This window comes from Dolichospermum sp. LEGE 00240 (assembly GCF_015207875.1).
GTDB lineage: Bacteria > Cyanobacteriota > Cyanobacteriia > Cyanobacteriales > Nostocaceae > Dolichospermum > Dolichospermum gracile.
This window is the reverse complement of sequence record NZ_JADEVZ010000093.1, coordinates 1-16627: the sequence shown is the minus strand read 5'-3', so window position 1 is coordinate 16627 and position 16627 is coordinate 1. Positions and strand designations below refer to the sequence as shown.

Sequence of the window (16627 nt, the reverse complement as noted above, 5' to 3'; positions counted from 1 at the left end):
GGGTGAGGGTGGGGTGTTTTGTTATTTTGATTTAGAGATTTTTCTGAGATATTCACCCAGATTTAAGTAAGTATTTTCACCGGAATTTTGCCAATTTAAGTCTGAAGTTCTACCTTCTCTGATTTCATTAAGTTCAGCTAGAACTGTAGTGGGGTTTACACCTGGTCTGACACTAAATAAAATATTGTTTTTATTGCATTCACCAGGTTTAGCCGCACAGATAACTCCCAAACCATTCAACTTACCGGTAGTTAAATAATCTAATCGGCCTTGTTGGTAAAATTGCTGGAATTTTCTACTTACTTGTTCACAGCGTCTTTTAGGAGTCCATTCACTACTGGGAAAAGAGTCAGATTTCCAAGCAATTATGGGTACATAAGGATTAGGTTTTTTGTCGGGAACGAAGGCCATGGTGGTGGGAACTCTTTCCGTATTACCTTGGTAAGAAATTGAACGACAAGCAAAACTAACTTCTTGCTTGGGAATCTCTTGACTCAAACCGGGGTTAACACTCAGGGTAACTGTTAATGCGGTGAATGCTAAGGTATTAGTTAATGCTGGTAGTTGCATAATGCTTGACCTTTGATTACTGAATTTTGGTGATTATGGTGCTACTTTTTTTAAACTTTATAGGTGTTGGTGAGTGAAAATATGAATTTTTCTCACCCAGAGGCGCAGAGTTTGAGGCATGGAATCTTTGATTTTCATGTCTCAATTCAGCAAGGCTACTTGATACACACATAACTGATTGTATACTAATTTTTTGAAAATATTCAGATGTTTACTTAGAAGTTAATTTTATGATACAATCCGATTTGATGGATTAACACTGTAACTATATCATGTACTATTTTATCTATCATGTACTATTGTACCCGACCCCACTGCCCTAGTCCCGAAAACCGTTTTCCCGACTCTCCAGATTCTCATACTAAGTCGGGAATATTCTGTCAAGCTTGTGGAATGCCCCTAATATTAAAGGGGAGAAAGGGACATTATCAAACTATTAAACCTCTGGGAAAAGGAGGATTTGGTGCTACTTTTCAAGCTATTGATTTAGATTCTGTGAATCAGCGTCAATGTGTGATCAAACGATTGAATATTAATGACAACCCGGAAATTTCTGACAAACTTGTTGAAGGAATCAAAGCAGCTTTTGATCGAGAAGCTCAGGCTTTAGAATTTTTAGGTGATAATAGCGGGAATATTCCCACTTTATATGATTATTTTTCCTTGACCGCTCCTGCTTTTGGTCAACAAGAAGAGCTTGAGTTTAAATATTTAGTACAACAATATATCCAAGGTGAAGATCTATCTCAGGAACTCAGAAGAAAAGGTCGTTTTTCCGAAACAGAGACTTTAGATTTTTTAAAGCAAATTTTACCGATTTTACAATTTATTCATGACCAAAATTCTATCCATCGAGATATTAAACCCAGTAATATTGTTAGAGAAACAGCAACACAAAAACTATTTTTAATTGATTTTGGGGCGGTGAAACAAGTTGTTTCTGGTGAAACAAATATAAAAAAATCTGTACCTATTTTTACAAAAGTGTATGCTTCTCCTGAACAAAGACCTGAAGAAGGAAGAATAGGAGAAATTTATCCGTCTAGTGATTTATATAGTTTGGCTGTTACTTGTCTGGAGTTACTCACAGGTACAACTCCCGTTGATTATCTTAATAACAATTACCAAAATTGGCGACAACAAGCTAGTAGAATTATTAGCTCTTCTCTAGCTAATATTTTAGGTAACCGTTCACAGGGGGTGAGAATTTATTAAAAAACCTGAAAGCTTTGTCTGTTGGGTTTTTCAGGCAACTTGACATATTAACGAATGGTTCTTAAATTGGCTGGAAAACGATTTGCAGACCGATATAGAGATTTTGCGAATTTCAAATGACCTAAAAAAATCAAATCTATAACGTTTTTCATGCTGTTTTCGTGGAATCTCATATAGAGCGTTTTTTGTACCCCCCGTGAACGGTTACTATTTTAGATAAAATGCTCAAGATTAACCCTAGACACCGGTTTCAATCAGCAGCAGAAGTTATGACGGCTGTAAATGAATCTCGAATAACTACACCACCGACTGAACCACCGACAATTATTCCTAAACAACTTGAAACATTAAAGCCTTTACTGATTAAATCGGTGTTTTTGATATTTCCAATAATTGTTGGTGTGATAGGTGTTAATAGTTATTTGCAACCACCAATTAACGTAGTAGAATATGCAAAATCTGGGATTAAGTTTAAATATCCTAAAAATTGGCAAGAAACGCCAGCCATAGATAAATTAACGCGAATTGTCCCGAAAAATACGATTTCATCTTCTTCTCTAACTCCAGAATTTTTTATCACTATAGATGAGTTATTCCATTCGGAAACTTTGGCAGATTATACTCAGTTTTCTATCCGACAAATTGAAGCATTAGGACAAAATGCGAAAATTATCAAATCTGGACAAATACAACTTGGTGAAACACAAGGTTATCAAGTAGTTTATGAAGGCAGAGATAATATCCACAAGGTAAATTTCCAAGAAATGCAAGTATGGATTGTTAATGATAAAAAAGCCTATATTCTCACCTATCGCGCTGAAGATAAATCCTATCCAGAGTTTGCGAAAACTGTGGAAGACACCATAATTAAATCCTTTAGACTGGAAAAATCCACCTCTGAAAAACCTACAAGTCCAATCTGGTAATTAAGTTTTAATTACAAAAAAGGGAACAGGGAACAGGGAACAGGGAACAGGTTACAGGGAACAGGTTACAGGGAACAGGTTACAGGGAACAGGGAACAGGTTACAGGTTACAGGTTACAGGGAACAGGGAACAGGGAACAGGTTACAGGTTACAGGGAACAGGGAACAGGGAACAGGTTACAGGTTACAGGTTACAGGTTACAGGGAACAGGGAACAGGGAACAGGGAACAGGGAACAGATAAAAAACACTAACAACTGACAACTGACAACTGACAACTGACAACTTATTACTCCACATTGGGCAATAATACTACATTTTAAAGATGTGAAGACCGATCTAGCTATTCCGCCAAATATTTTTACAATGATCTTATTAAACGGTAGTTTGTTATTCTAAAAGCTTATGCAGCCGACTAACCCCAATCAATTTACAGAAAAAGCCTGGGAAGCGATCGCTCATACTCCCGATGTCGCTAAACAATATCAGCAACAGCAACTAGAGAGTGAACACCTGATGAAAGGGTTACTGGAACAGGAAGGACTGGCCAGCGCCATTTTCACCAAAGCCGGTACAAATCTCCAAAAAGTCCGCGATCGCACGGAGCAGTTTATCCAACGTCAACCCAAGGTATCCGGTGCTAGTGCTTCTGTTTATTTAGGACGCAGTTTAGATACATTATTAGATCGGGCAGAAAAATATCGTCAAGAATTTAAAGACGAATTTATTTCTATTGAACACTTGCTGTTAGGTTACGCCAAAGATGATCGGTTTGGCAAGAGTTTACTGCAAGAATTCGGTTTAGATGAAACCAAACTCAAAAATATTATCAAAGAAATTCGAGGGAAACAAAAGGTGACTGACCAAAATCCAGAAGGTAAATATCAATCACTGGAGAAGTACGGACGTGATCTCACAGAAGCCGCCCGCAAAGGTCAACTAGACCCTGTAATCGGTCGTGATGATGAAATTAGACGGACAGTACAAATTCTCTCCCGCAGAACCAAAAACAACCCGGTTTTAATTGGTGAACCTGGAGTGGGGAAAACTGCGATCGCCGAAGGTTTGGCACAGCGCATTGTAGCGGGTGATGTTCCCCAATCTCTCAAAGATCGCAAACTCATCAGTTTAGATATGGGGGCTTTAATTGCGGGAGCAAAATTCCGAGGTGAATTTGAAGAACGTCTCAAAGCCGTATTAAAAGAAGTCACCGAATCTGGTGGCAATATTGTCTTATTTATTGATGAAATTCATACCGTTGTCGGTGCAGGTGCAAGTCAAGGGGCGATGGATGCCGGAAACTTATTAAAACCCATGTTAGCACGGGGTGAATTACGCTGCATTGGGGCGACAACTTTAGATGAATATCGCAAATATTTGGAAAAAGATGCCGCTCTGGAAAGACGCTTTCAACAAGTTTATGTAGATCAGCCCAACGTTCAAGATACAATTTCCATCTTACGCGGTTTGAAAGAACGTTATGAAGTCCATCATGGGGTGAGAATTTCTGATAGTTCCCTCGTCGCTGCGGCCACTCTCTCTAATCGTTATATTAGCGATCGCTTTCTCCCCGACAAAGCTATTGATTTAGTAGACGAAGCCGCTGCTAGACTGAAGATGGAGATTACCTCCAAACCCGAAGAACTAGACGAAATAGACCGAAAAATCCTCCAATTGGAAATGGAAAAACTTTCCCTCCAAAAAGAAAGTGATCTCGCTTCCCGGGAACGGTTAGAAAGATTAGAAAAAGAACTCGCTGATCTCAAAGAAGATCAAAGAACCCTTAGCACACAATGGCAATCTGAAAAAGGGATTATCACCAAAATTCAATCAATTAAAGAAGAAATTGACCGAGTTAATCTAGAAATTCAACAAACAGAAAGAAACTACGATCTTAACCGGGCTGCGGAATTAAAATATGGTAAACTCACAGACCTACATCGCCAATTACAAGCCGTAGAAACTGAACTTTCCCACACTCAAAAAACCGGAAAATCACTATTACGCGAAGAAGTTACAGAAGCCGACATTGCCGAAATTATTTCTAAATGGACAGGCATTCCTCTCAACAAATTAGTCGAATCAGAAAAAGAAAAACTCCTGCATTTAGAAGATGAATTACATCATCGTGTCATCGGTCAACAAGAAGCCGTCACCGCTGTAGCTGATGCCATTCAACGTTCTCGCGCTGGACTTTCTGACCCCAACCGTCCCATAGCTAGTTTTGTCTTCCTTGGTCCAACCGGTGTCGGTAAAACTGAACTAGCGAAAGCCTTAGCTGCCTATATGTTTGACACCGAGGAAGCTTTAGTGCGGATTGATATGTCCGAATATATGGACAAACACAACGTTTCCCGACTAATCGGTGCGCCTCCCGGATACGTCGGTTATGAAGAAGGAGGGCAACTAACAGAAGCTATTCGTCGTCGTCCCTACGCGGTAATTTTATTCGACGAAATCGAAAAAGCCCACCCCGACGTATTTAATATTTTCTTACAAATCCTCGATGATGGTCGGGTGACAGATGCCCAAGGTCGCACAGTAGACTTTAAAAATAGTATCATCATCATGACCAGTAACATTGGTTCTCAATATATCCTAGATATATCTGGAGATGATACTCGTTACGATGAAATGCGGAATCGGGTGATGGAAGCAATGCGAAATAGTTTCCGTCCAGAGTTCTTAAACCGTCTGGATGAATTAATTATTTTCCACAGTTTACAAAAATCGGAATTGCGGAATATTGTCCAGTTACAGGTAGATAGGTTAAGACAAAGATTAACTGACCGGAAAATGGCTTTGAAATTATCCAGTGCTGCTCTTGACTTTTTAGCTGAAGTAGGATATGATCCCGTTTTTGGTGCCAGACCATTAAAAAGAGCAATTCAACGGGAACTAGAAACCCAAATAGCCAAAGCCATTTTACGCGGTGATTTCAGCGACGGTGACACCATTTTTGTAGATGTGCAAAATGAGCGTCTTGCCTTTAATCGCTTACCCGCAGAAGTGTTTACAGGTTAGAAGATAATGGGTAATGGGTAACGTCTAACCAGCAGCGTCCAGGTAATAACTGTAATGTGGGGTAATTTGGAAAATGAGTGTTGAAGTTGAATTTTTATCACTTTAACTTCAAGTTTAAAAGACTGTATTTTTCTAGTTTATACCCAATATTCAGCAAAAAGTACCTGGCGCTACATTTTTATTTATATATTTAACAACAGATATTTTTGATCCATTGAAATGGTTAAACAATCAGCAAAGTTTATTTCTTGGACTAATAACTTGGATACTAATTCAGAAATACTTTAATGTTTACATGAAAACGTTCTGCTAATTGTTGAATTTGATTAAAAGTTAATGCTTTTTCTTGGTTTAAAATAGCTTTTATCGTTTCAGATGAACCAATTTCCGGTAAATCTGATAAAGTCAGTCTGTGTTCTTCCATTAAATAAGCTAAAACATCATTTCCATGACAATTAGGAAGAGGATAATGTTCTGTTTCATAAGCTTCAATTATCGTTCCCAAGGTGTCTAATAAATGATAAAGAGGATGTTCTTCATTAGTACCAATTTCATCAAGTAAATCATTTAATCTTGTAATTGCTTGTTCATATTCTTCTTGATTACGAATTGTTAGTAAAGGAGAAATAGCATTCCAGTGGGTATTAATATCTGGGGGAAGAGTGGTTAGTTTTTCCATAGATTTTTGTCGTATTCTGAATGAGTTAAGATATAACGAATGTAAATTTTTTGGCGATTAAAGTGAATACAAGTAATCAACCGATATTTATTACCACCAATATTAAACACTATTAAATCACCTACGATATCAGCACTAGGAAAAACAGAGTGTAATTCATCAAAATTTTCAAAAGTGTTTGAATTAATAAGTTTTAACCAACGACTTAGCGCAGTTTCACTATCAGGATATTTTTCCCAAAATTGACGCAGGACTTTACGAGAAATAATGTGCATGACTGGATTTATAAAGCTATTATAGCAAATTTTCACATAAAACTGCAAAAGATTGTAAACTATCTCATGAAATCCCCAACTTCTTTTTTGATTCTGAAAAATACATGAATCAATTAATCTCAGAAGTCGGGGATATAAAAGTTTAGTGATTAAGAGGATGTTTGAAAAGTTTCCGGCGATTAGAAATCGCTACTACACAAACAAAGTCCACCTGCGTGGACTAACGAAAAATCAAGGCTTTTGAACCCACGTATCCCTTACGGGACCGAAGGAATAGGTGGGTTTCGTCTGTGTGGTTCCGCGACTTCTAGTAGTCTGTCAAGAACTAATTGACGGGTAAATAAATTTTCCTTCTTTCCTTCTTTCTTCCTTCCTTCGTGTTCTTCGCGTCTTCGTGGTTCATTCCTTTATCCGTCAAAATTTATTTGACAGACTTCTAGTCGCCCTTGCAAGTAATAAATTAGACTTTTCAAACACCCTCTTAAAAGAAATACATAAAAATTAAATTATTTTAATAATCCAGGGAATAGATTCCCTATCTCAAAGCCAAAGTTTAATTTACTGAAAGAATATTTGACAATCACATCCTGAAAATCCTTAAATCCTGGACATCCTGATTCAGACAAAAAAAATGACAGAAACAACCGCCAACTATGATCAAACATGGAAAGAAGCAATAGGAGAATATTTTGAATTATTCATCCAGTTCTTTTACCCCAACCTCCACGAAAAAATTGATTGGAGTAAAACACCAATATCTTTAGATAAAGAACTAGAACAAATTACCGCATCAAGTCATGATATTATCAATTTAATTAAGTTCATTGATAAAATGATGACCTTACCACCACCATTACAAACAGAGTTCAACGATAAATTAGAACAGCATGAAAAGGAGTTAAATATGCCTTTCCTAAGCACTATTGAAGAAATGGCTCAAGAAAGAGGTGAAGCAAAAGGTAAACAATTAGGTGCTAGAGAAAACTGCCAAAACAATATTATCAAAATTCTCGCTAATAGATTTGATTCTGTTCCAGAATTGATGAGTGATTCTCTCAAGAAAATTGAGGATATGACGATTCTAGAAAATCTACTGTTATCGAGTATTAGTGTTAATTCTTGGGAGGAATTTCAAAAGTTAATTGATGCAGAATTACAGCCAAAGCAATAATATTTAATTCCTGATTTCTTCTATGATGAGGAAGTCAGGGGTTTCTCAAAATCCTCATCCTGTAAATCCTTAAATTCTGGAAATCCTGATTCTGACAATCATCATCCTGTCAGTCTATTGATAAACTAATAACTATAGATATATGTTTAATTATGCACAAAACCTTTTACAAAGACATAGATTTTAATTTTTTTAGTAAAATTAAAAGCACCAATTACTCCCTGTTGAAGAAAAAGTACCTAACGCTACATTTTTTTTCATGAGTTTTCGTTGTTAATCTAAAGTTAGTTAATCAAAAATTTACTTAAAAAGGAACTCATAAATGATTATCGTCATGAAGGTTGGTTCCCCAGAGGAAGAAATAAATCGGATTACCACAGAATTATCTAGCTGGGGACTAACACCAGAAAAGATTATTGGTCAACATAAAGTAGTCGTTGCTTTAGTGGGGGAAACTGCGGATTTAGATCCACCTCGTATTCAAGAATTAAGTCAATGGATTGATCAAGTATTACGAGTGGAAGTACCCTATAAACGAGCTAGTCGTCAGTTCCGTCATGGACAAGCCTCTGAGGTGGTGGTGAATACTCCTGAAGGTGATGTGGTGTTTGGTGAACATCATCCTTTGGTAGTTGTCGCTGGACCCTGTTCTGTGGAAAATGAGGAGATGATTGTAGAAACGGCGCTGCGGGTAAAGGCGGTAGGAGCTAAGTTTCTGCGGGGTGGTGCATATAAACCCCGCACGTCACCTTATGCTTTTCAAGGTCATGGTGAAAGTGCTTTGGAATTGTTAGCTACAGCCCGGAAAGTCAGCGGACTGGGGATTATTACAGAAGTAATGGATACGGAAGACTTGGAGAAAATTGGCGAAGTTGCTGATGTGATTCAGGTGGGAGCGAGAAATATGCAGAATTTCTCCATGCTGAAGAAAGTGGGAGCGCAACCCAAACCAGTGCTGTTAAAACGGGGTATGGCGGCGACTATTGAAGATTGGTTAATGGCGGCTGAGTATATTTTAGCGGCGGGTAATCCGAATGTGATTTTGTGTGAACGGGGAATTAGAACTTTTGACCGTCAATATACCCGCAATACTTTAGATTTATCGGTTGTGCCGGTCTTGCGGAAACTGACCCATTTACCCATCATGATTGATCCTAGTCATGGTGTGGGTTGGTCCGAGTTTGTTCCTTCCATGGCGAAGGCTGCGATCGCAGCGGGTACGGATTCGTTAATGATAGAAGTACATCCTAATCCAGCTAAAGCCTTATCGGATGGACCCCAATCTTTAACCCCAGACCTGTTTGATAAACTAATGTCAGAATTGGCGGTAATTGGTCAAGTCACGGGAAGGTGGTCAAATTAATGCCCCCATTCGCCTTTTAATATTCAACTCAAGACAATTCAGGGCGCAGGCCCTGCGCCCCTACAGTAAGATATCACTATTTTCTAGAACTGTTTCATCCAGGCTTTCTTTAACCCGACGGATTGGTAAATTAGCAATTAAAGCCGTTGTCCGTTGGCTGCTTTCTAGGCAAAACTCCAAACCGTCTGTTTCTATTTCCACATAGCGACAAACTATTTCCAGGATTTCCTGACGCATTTTTTCTAAAGTTTGGGGGTCTAAGTCCGCACGGTCATGGGAGATTACCACTTGCAAACGACGTTTAACGTCATCGCGGCTGTTATCGGGACTACGAACAAAAAATTTTTCTAAAATTTCAAGAATCATTGCGGGTATGTGTAAGGCAGAAACACTGGCAAGTAAATTAAACAATCTTTGACCACAACATCTTTCTCAACCGGGAGAAGATGTTGTTATTAGATGAGTCAAGCTCCAGAAATTCGACAGTTTCCCCTTCCAATCTCCGAGCAATGTTCTCAAAAGCGACGGCAGCTAAAGAGGGTGTGTCTGATAATACTAAAGGTTCGCCACGATTGGTAGAGACAATCACCCGCTCATCGTCGGGGATAACTCCAATTATGGGAATGGCGAGAAGTTCCTGAACATCTTCTACAGACATCATATCATTTGCCTGTACCATTGCTGGTCTAATCCGGTTAACTATTAAGTTAATCTTTTTGACACCTTGGGCTTCGAGTAATCCTACTACCCGGTCAGCATCACGGACAGCGGAAATTTCGGGAGTGGTGACAATTAGGGCTTCTTTAGCCGGTGCTGTGGCATTTTTAAACCCCATTTCAATGCCGGCGGGGCAGTCAATGATCACATACTGGTATTTTTGCGCTAGTGCATTTACCAGCAATTTCATTTGGTCGGGTGTGACGGATTCTTTGTTGCGATGTTGGGTGGCGGGGAGGAGTACCAAATTAGGTTGGCGTTTGTCTTTAACTAAAGCTTGTTCTAAACGACACTCCCTTGCTAAAACTTCTACTGCTGTATAAACAATACGATTTTCTAGTCCTAGAAGTAAATCTAAATTTCTCAGCCCAAAATCTGCATCAATTAAGGCTACTTGTTTGCCTATTTTGGCTAAAGCCATCCCTAAATTAGCTGAAACTGTGGTTTTACCGACTCCCCCTTTACCGGAGGTAATGACAATAATGCGAGTCATGATAATGCTTTATGAAAGTTCAGGGAACAACAATAAAATATTTTTATTGCTATTGATTGATTCTAATTTAGTAACCTAACAGAAATTAATTACATATCCAGTATATTGCAGGTAAATGGGGTACAAATATTAATGTTCAAACTTTGCACCGCAGGGGTTTTACTGCTGACTGTTGAAAACTGCTGTAGATTCTTTACTAAGCAAGAATTTTAGATCAGATTTTGTGTAACTAATTGGGTTCGACTACTTAATTGACTGCGGGAAAAATCAGCGGCTTTAACAATGCGAATTCCTTCAGGTGTAATATGTGCAACTTCAGGAAAGAAGCTGGTGAGGGTTTTTTCTGGGGATCTAGCAACAGCATCAGCTATTCGCAATTGGGTTGGTTCCATTTGCAAGGCCATGATCAGTGATTCCCGATTCCCCGCAGCACCAGCATGGGCAACTCCCCGCAATCGTCCCCAAATGAGAATATCCCCATCGGCAATGACGATACCACTAGGATTGATATCTCCCAAAATGATGACCGTACCGGGATGACGAATTTCTACACCTGATCTGACTGTCATTTGCAGATAGAGGGCATCTGCTAGGGCGCTGGGAGTCGGTTGAATACCGGATGTGAGGGATGTTTGGGTTTGGATTTGTTCGACGGAATAACCCAGGGTACAGGCAGCGATCGCTGTTTGTCTCCGACTGGTAGCTACAGATTTTAGTTGAATTTGGTATGTATTTAAAGTTTCTGCCAAATCTTGCAATTGTCTATTATCTAACAATCTATCTTTGGCTACCAGATGCAGGGCTGTGTTGGGTTTCCGTAGGCGATCGCTCGCATTGAGACGCTGTTTCATTTGTTGCCAAATTTCCCCCCAATTAAATTCTGATGCCGGTACTTGCAACTCGGTGGGTAAAATTAATAATAGTCGCTCTCCTTCAGTTTTTAACTGAACTTGGATATTATGATCTACCTTTTGTTCTAGTAATTCTAAATCAGCACTTGGTAAATCGGCTAAAAGAGAACCAGATTCCCCCCCATTAGGAATATTCGATTTTGGATTTTCAGCAGTAGAATTACCCTGTAAAAAAGCAATTACGGAACTTAACTCTGAATTAGGAATAACAGGATCAGCTTCTACTTTACGATCAGCAAAATCCATGTTTTTCTTGTCCGAATGAGAATTATTTACCTCTTGATCAACCTGATCAGAAATTGACTCTGATTTAAGAAATTCAGACTTTATTTCATCAGGTTTAGCAGAATCAGAATTCATGTAGCACTAGCCAAAATACACTAACATTTGAGATTTTCATAAAAGTTTGGTGATGGGTAATGGGTAATTGGTAAGACTTTTGCCTGTTCCCTGTTCCCTGTTCCCTGTTCCCTGTTCCCTGTTCCCTGTTCCCTGTTCCCTATTGCCCATTCCCTATTCCCTATTCCCTATTCCCTATTCCCTATTCCCCATTCCCTATTCCCCATTCCCCATTCCCTATTCCCCATTCCCTATTCCCCATTCCCTATCAATCTTTGATAAACTAATCCTAAAGCATCAGCATTACCGACATTACCGGGAAACAACACCACTGGCAAATTAGGAAACAAAGGATGATCAGATGGTGTAATTACCATCGAACAACCTGCTAAAATTTGACCAAGTAATCGGGCTGAAGTTAAGGCTAGTCCCGTACTCAAGACATCGTTAGAAGTAATACCCCCCTTACTGATGAGGAATCCTAGATCAGATGGTAAACCCTGAACAATATCCATCAGTAAAGCTGAAACTGTATTGCCAAAATCTAATCTAGTTTTGACATCTTTAAAAGCCAATTCCTGACGACTAGTGTATACTACTGGAGTTTTACCAGCATTATGTACTGCTTTGACATTTTCCAGAACCCCCATTAGCAGTTTAGCTTGATTCTTTACCCCATTTTCCAGTAATAGGCACACATTCACTTCTATGCCTACCGTCCCCTCAACTTGTAATAATGATTCTAACTGTTGAGTTGTCTTTTTAACGTGAGAACCAACAATGATTGCACCAGGTTTACCACCGCGCACATATTTTGCCATATTTTCAGCAGCAATGGGTTGGGGTGGTAAGGCAGCCAAAGCTGTTAAAATACTAGCAGCAGAACGGAATAAAAAGCGTTTTCCTTGACTTGCGGCTGTTAATACATCTACCGCAAAAGAATTAAGATCCTGCTGATTTTCACCGTCTACTACAGCACATTGATTATTTTCAAGTTGTAATAAGTTTTCTAAACTACCAGCACGGATATCTGGGAGTAAAAATCTCGTAACATGATCTTCTTTAATCCGTCCCTTGGTTTTTTCTTCCACATATTTAGGCAAATAGCTGTAATTATACCCAAAAACAGAATCACGGGCAAATTCTGTTTCATGTACAGGAGTGGGAACACCATCAATAATTAGATAATGAATACTATCGCGGGTAATTCTTCCCCCTTCAAAAAATGCTGGTACAAGAAAATGAGCATCAAAGGGACCGAGTTCTTCGGAAATCACATCAGTTTCTATGGGATAATGTCCCCGTAAGGTAGAGTCAGAACGACTAACTACGAGAAAATCGGCGATTTTTTCCGCTGCTAAGGCAAGTTTCAGGTTATGACAAACTTCCCTAGTTACAGATGCGGCTGTTTCTGGAGTCAGAGAACGAGTATTTGTTAAAATAAAGAAAATCGGAGCATCATCTTTTAGTCCTAAACGTAAAGTTTCTACGTCCCAGCGCATTAATAGTAAACAACTATGGACAGTTTGTGAACCTGTAGGATCATCATCAAGGACAATTATTTTAGGTTGGTTATTCATAAATATGGACATGGTGGTAGATATTCGACATCTAAAATTTGGTCAATTGTGTAAGGACAAATTGGAGGAAAGCAATTTAAACCACTTTTTTTCTTTGCTTGTCGGGCTGCATCATTATAAACTTGATCCAGCACGGTTAACAGATAATTGTAGAGGTTTTTTGATTTGGTTAATTTCCTGATTTCTACCCGAAAATTATCAATTTCTACCTCCCAATGATTTTTACAGTCGGGAATACTCCAATACTGGTACAATAGCAGATGTTTAAGAAGTTGCAGTAGATAACTTTCTAATTTGTGTTTTTGTTCATTCCCCAATGCCGCAATCTCCTCAATTAAATTTTCCCAATCAATATTTTCTAAATCCTTTTTCTCTAATTGTTGCAAGGTAATTTCTAACCACTGGGGATAATCTTGTTCATAAAGAGTTTTACTCAATAATTTAGATATCATTTAGGGTTCTCCAGTTTGGTAGGGTTTAAGCATTAATTTTGGGGAATAAATTTATGATTACACCTTTGCGAGTTTTCTGAGTTCTGCTTGGACATCTAAGGCAATCTGCAATGATTGATTAAGAAGTTGAGCATATTCACTAGCTTGACTACTAACTTGTAAGGTTTGCAGATTAGCTAAATTATTTACCACTAAATCTTGGTTATTAGCAAGCAGTTTTTTATTATCGCGCAAAATCCGTTCACTTTTTAAAGCACGGACTAAATCTTCTCGAATTAGTTGTAGTGCAGATATTACCTGTTCTCTGTCGCTAATGTTACCTTGAGTGTTACAACCTGAGTTCGACATAAATTATCTTATGTCGAACTCAGGTGAGTTAAGTATCTATTTTAGTTGATCTACAAGATCCCCGACTTCTTTGAGAAGTCGGGGATCTAAGGATGGCTATATTCAGGAAACCAGTTTTCATCTAGGATTTGTTCTAAGGAAGCAATGGGGGTAAGGGGGAATATGTCAAGAGGAAGTTCTGATCTGTCACTAACTAATTTTCTAGCATCTTGATAACATTGATCAAATATTTCTAAAATATAAGGTTTTAAACTAGGACTATCTTTAAGTTCATCTTTTATTTGTATACGAAAAGTCCTAATTTCCCCCTTCCAATGTCCTTGATTTCTTTCTCTTTCACTATCCCAACATTTTAGCTTGAGTAGATGTTCCAGCAGTTTAATTAATAAACTTTTAATTGCTCGTTTTTCACTTCTACCCATAGTTTCCAATTCTTCTAATAAATTCTCTAAATCAATCGCGGAAAATTCTCCTGTACGCAGTTGGTTAATGGTTGTTCTTATCCACAGGTAATAATCTTGATCGTATAAGGTTTGGGTTGTTGATTGTGTTGATGTAACCATATACTGGTGAGGACTTTGCTATTTCTTTTATTTTAACTGGGTTTTAATTAATTGTCTGATGATTGCAGCTATATTCACTGAAACCAGGTTTCATCTAGGATTTGTTCTAAAGAAGCAATTGGGGTAAGGGGGAATATGTCAAGAGGAAGTTCTGAGCGATCTGATGCTTCTTTTCTAGCATCCTGATAACATTCATCAAATATTTCTAAAATGTAAGGTTTTAAACTAGGACTATCTTTAATAGCCTTTTTAATTTGTCTGCGAAATGTTCTAATTTCTCCTTGCCAATGTCCTTGATTTCTTTCTCTTTCAGTATCCCAATATTGGAGTTTGAGCAGATGTACAAGCAGCTTAATTAATAAACTTTCAATTGCTCGTTTTTCACTTCTACCCATAGTTTCCAATTCTTCTAATAAATTCTCTAAATCAATCGCAGAAAATTGTCCTGCGCGAAGTTGGTTAATGGTTGTTCTTATCCACAGGTAATAATCTTGATCGTATAAGGTTTGGGTTGTTGGTTGTGTTGATGTAACCATATACTGATGAGGACTTTGCTATTTCTTTTATTTTAACTTAAAAGTAACTAAAATCCGTGAAATCAGTGCCATCCGTCTAAATCCGTGATCCGGATGAGGTTGTTTGCTATGATAAGAGTTACTAAAATCCGTGAAATCAGTGCAATCCGTCTAAATCCGTGATTCTAACCTTATTTTATTCTTGTCAAAATGAGAATTGCTTCATCCTCAAATCCTGTACATCCTCAAATCCTGGACATCCTGATTCTGACAAAATGAAAAATGTGTGCTATACTGAATCCAGATACCAAAATCAGCTTTTTGGAGAAAAATATTTTCCGCCTCACGGCGGTGGGTTAAGAAGGGAAAAGAAAAAGAAGAGAAGAGGGCAAAAGAGCAAGAGTGTAAAGGGCTACTAAGTCCTCGCCGCACCACTACATACAACCCGAAAACCAATAGCGTTGCCGTCGATAACGAGGTCGTTGAAGTCGCGATAAGCAGAACGGCAATTTCCAGGATCGCTGCCCCACGAACCACCGCGCAGCAGTTTATAGGCACTGCTTAGGTCTGTCAAGGCACTGCCGTCTATAGGCGCATTTGTATAATTTTCTTTATAGTCATCTTGACACCACTCCCAGAGATTACCGTGCATATCATACAAACCAAAAGCGTTAGGGGGAAAAGTTCCTACATCTGTAGTTTGTTGGCGATATTGACCTTTAGGAGCAGAAGCGTAAGAGTAATTACCATCATAGTTTACCAGTTCTGGAGTAATACTTTCACCAAAATAAAATGGTGTAGTAGTTCCGGCACGACAAGCATACTCCCATTCCGCCTCACTGGGTAATCTGTATTTTTTTCCTGTTCTTTGACTTAACTTTTCACAAAAGGCAACAGCATCACCCCAACGAACATTTTCAACTGGGCGGTTATTGCCTTTAAATCCAGCAGGATTATTTCCCATAATAGCTTGATACTGCGCCTGTGTCAATTCATATTTCCCAATAGAGAAACTCGGAACAGTTACTTGGTGTTGGGGACTTTCATTTGATTCTCGTTCTGCTTCATTTGCGGGTGAACCCATCATAAATGTTCCCTCTGGGATTTCCACCATTTCCAACAAAACACCGTTTCCTAAGTCTTCCGTGAAGTATTTTGCACTGGCGTTGCGGCGGTTGGTGATGCTTCCAGTTGCGTCTGTGGTGACAACTTCAAATTTGAAGGTTTTGAGATTATTTGGAGAAGTTGTAATTTCTGGAGTTGGTTCTGGTGTTGGAGTATTTGGGGAAGTTGTATTTTCTGGTGTTGGATTTGGAGTATTTGGAGAAGTTGTAATTTTTGGGGTTGAGGTTTGATTTTTAGAGGATGTTTGAAAAGTTTTGAGGAGTCAAAATTTATGCCAATCGCCTGATCATGATACGGATCATAGCTAGATAGATAAAAGTCTCAGAGGTTTCAGGTAGTAACTCGTAGTCTCTGACTAATCG

Annotated in this window: 15 protein-coding genes and 3 pseudogenes; 5 read left to right on the top strand and 13 right to left on the bottom strand. The window is 38.6% G+C overall.

Annotated features, from left to right (window positions below; genetic code table 11):
• Nucleotides 1-21: 21 nt before the first annotated feature.
• Nucleotides 22-570 (bottom strand): COP23 domain-containing protein, encoded by a 549-nt coding sequence (locus IQ226_RS22110; RefSeq protein ID WP_193898959.1) that lies wholly within the window; start codon nt 568-570, stop codon nt 22-24.
• A 291-nt stretch (nt 571-861) separates the two neighbouring features.
• On the opposite strand from IQ226_RS22110, the gene IQ226_RS22105 reads away from it, so the two are divergent.
• From IQ226_RS22105 to clpB, 3 genes are all read left to right on the top strand, one after another.
• Complete coding sequence (locus IQ226_RS22105) at nt 862-1785, top strand: serine/threonine-protein kinase (RefSeq protein WP_228039603.1); 924 nt, start codon at nt 862-864, stop codon at nt 1783-1785.
• 221 nt (nt 1786-2006) lie between these two features.
• Nucleotides 2007-2711, top strand: coding sequence for a PsbP-related protein (locus tag IQ226_RS22100; protein ID WP_193898957.1), 705 nt, complete (start codon nt 2007-2009; stop codon nt 2709-2711).
• A gap of 404 nt (nt 2712-3115) precedes the next feature.
• Entirely contained in the window at nt 3116-5734 is a 2619-nt protein-coding gene (gene clpB, locus IQ226_RS22095) for an ATP-dependent chaperone ClpB (RefSeq protein WP_193898955.1), read from the top strand.
• Between the two features lie 268 nt (nt 5735-6002).
• Here the strand turns inward: clpB and IQ226_RS22090 are convergent, their stop codons facing one another.
• Nucleotides 6003-6413: a type II toxin-antitoxin system HigA family antitoxin gene (locus tag IQ226_RS22090; RefSeq protein ID WP_193898953.1), complete on the bottom strand. Its 411-nt coding sequence runs from the start codon at nt 6411-6413 to the stop codon at nt 6003-6005.
• The gene (locus IQ226_RS22085; RefSeq protein ID WP_370567213.1) at nt 6401-6724 is read right to left on the bottom strand and encodes a type II toxin-antitoxin system HigB family toxin; all 324 of its coding nucleotides are present in this window, start codon (nt 6722-6724) and stop codon (nt 6401-6403) included. Before IQ226_RS22085 ends, IQ226_RS22090 begins: the two co-directional genes overlap by 13 nt.
• A gap of 595 nt (nt 6725-7319) precedes the next feature.
• On the opposite strand from IQ226_RS22085, the gene IQ226_RS22080 reads away from it, so the two are divergent.
• Both IQ226_RS22080 and aroF read left to right on the top strand, forming a co-directional pair.
• Nucleotides 7320-7859 carry a hypothetical protein gene (locus IQ226_RS22080; protein ID WP_193898951.1) on the top strand — a complete coding sequence of 180 codons (540 nt, stop codon included), beginning with the start codon at nt 7320-7322 and terminating at the stop codon, nt 7857-7859.
• A gap of 322 nt (nt 7860-8181) precedes the next feature.
• Complete coding sequence (gene aroF / locus IQ226_RS22075) at nt 8182-9222, top strand: 3-deoxy-7-phosphoheptulonate synthase (protein WP_193898949.1); 1041 nt, start codon at nt 8182-8184, stop codon at nt 9220-9222.
• Nucleotides 9223-9282: 60 nt separating this feature from the next.
• Here the strand turns inward: aroF and minE are convergent, their stop codons facing one another.
• The 10 genes and pseudogenes from minE to IQ226_RS22025 all read right to left on the bottom strand — a co-directional run.
• Nucleotides 9283-9588: a cell division topological specificity factor MinE gene (gene minE / locus IQ226_RS22070; protein WP_193898963.1), complete on the bottom strand. Its 306-nt coding sequence runs from the start codon at nt 9586-9588 to the stop codon at nt 9283-9285.
• A 37-nt stretch (nt 9589-9625) separates the two neighbouring features.
• Nucleotides 9626-10432, bottom strand: coding sequence for a septum site-determining protein MinD (gene minD, locus IQ226_RS22065; RefSeq protein ID WP_193898947.1), 807 nt, complete (start codon nt 10430-10432; stop codon nt 9626-9628).
• Between the two features lie 209 nt (nt 10433-10641).
• A complete protein-coding gene (gene minC, locus IQ226_RS22060) occupies nt 10642-11703 on the bottom strand; it encodes a septum site-determining protein MinC (protein ID WP_193898945.1) in 1062 nt (353 codons plus the stop codon).
• A gap of 230 nt (nt 11704-11933) precedes the next feature.
• Complete coding sequence (locus IQ226_RS22055; protein ID WP_193898943.1) at nt 11934-13262, bottom strand: four-carbon acid sugar kinase family protein; 1329 nt, start codon at nt 13260-13262, stop codon at nt 11934-11936.
• Nucleotides 13259-13714: a DUF29 domain-containing protein gene (locus tag IQ226_RS22050; RefSeq protein ID WP_193898941.1), complete on the bottom strand. Its 456-nt coding sequence runs from the start codon at nt 13712-13714 to the stop codon at nt 13259-13261. Before IQ226_RS22050 ends, IQ226_RS22055 begins: the two co-directional genes overlap by 4 nt.
• A gap of 57 nt (nt 13715-13771) precedes the next feature.
• Nucleotides 13772-14044: pseudogene (locus IQ226_RS22045) on the bottom strand (hypothetical protein); the annotation flags it as partial.
• 104 nt (nt 14045-14148) lie between these two features.
• Complete coding sequence (locus IQ226_RS22040) at nt 14149-14625, bottom strand: DUF29 domain-containing protein (protein ID WP_193898939.1); 477 nt, start codon at nt 14623-14625, stop codon at nt 14149-14151.
• A 74-nt stretch (nt 14626-14699) separates the two neighbouring features.
• Entirely contained in the window at nt 14700-15161 is a 462-nt protein-coding gene (locus IQ226_RS22035) for a DUF29 domain-containing protein (protein WP_168695642.1), read from the bottom strand.
• Between the two features lie 394 nt (nt 15162-15555).
• Nucleotides 15556-16446 (bottom strand): annotated as a pseudogene (locus IQ226_RS22030) (formylglycine-generating enzyme family protein); the annotation flags it as partial.
• A gap of 88 nt (nt 16447-16534) precedes the next feature.
• A pseudogene (locus IQ226_RS22025) lies at nt 16535-16627 on the bottom strand (IS5/IS1182 family transposase); the annotation flags it as partial.

Excerpts from the sequence above, each read along its gene's own strand:
- IQ226_RS22090 (WP_193898953.1), bottom strand. The coding sequence starts at position 6,413 with ATGGAAAAACTAACCACTCTTCCCCCAGATATTAATACCCACTGGAAT.
- IQ226_RS22105 (WP_228039603.1), top strand. The coding sequence starts at position 862 with ATGTACTATTGTACCCGACCCCACTGCCCTAGTCCCGAAAACCGTTTT.
- IQ226_RS22100 (WP_193898957.1), top strand. The coding sequence starts at position 2,007 with ATGCTCAAGATTAACCCTAGACACCGGTTTCAATCAGCAGCAGAAGTT.
- IQ226_RS22050 (WP_193898941.1), bottom strand. The coding sequence starts at position 13,714 with ATGATATCTAAATTATTGAGTAAAACTCTTTATGAACAAGATTATCCC.
- IQ226_RS22055 (WP_193898943.1), bottom strand. The coding sequence starts at position 13,262 with ATGAATAACCAACCTAAAATAATTGTCCTTGATGATGATCCTACAGGT.
- clpB (WP_193898955.1), top strand. The coding sequence starts at position 3,116 with ATGCAGCCGACTAACCCCAATCAATTTACAGAAAAAGCCTGGGAAGCG.
- minE (WP_193898963.1), bottom strand. The coding sequence starts at position 9,588 with ATGATTCTTGAAATTTTAGAAAAATTTTTTGTTCGTAGTCCCGATAAC.
- minC (WP_193898945.1), bottom strand. The coding sequence starts at position 11,703 with ATGAATTCTGATTCTGCTAAACCTGATGAAATAAAGTCTGAATTTCTT.
- aroF (WP_193898949.1), top strand. The coding sequence starts at position 8,182 with ATGATTATCGTCATGAAGGTTGGTTCCCCAGAGGAAGAAATAAATCGG.
- IQ226_RS22040 (WP_193898939.1), bottom strand. The coding sequence starts at position 14,625 with ATGGTTACATCAACACAATCAACAACCCAAACCTTATACGATCAAGAT.
- IQ226_RS22035 (WP_168695642.1), bottom strand. The coding sequence starts at position 15,161 with ATGGTTACATCAACACAACCAACAACCCAAACCTTATACGATCAAGAT.
- minD (WP_193898947.1), bottom strand. The coding sequence starts at position 10,432 with ATGACTCGCATTATTGTCATTACCTCCGGTAAAGGGGGAGTCGGTAAA.
- IQ226_RS22110 (WP_193898959.1), bottom strand. The coding sequence starts at position 570 with ATGCAACTACCAGCATTAACTAATACCTTAGCATTCACCGCATTAACA.
- IQ226_RS22080 (WP_193898951.1), top strand. The coding sequence starts at position 7,320 with ATGACAGAAACAACCGCCAACTATGATCAAACATGGAAAGAAGCAATA.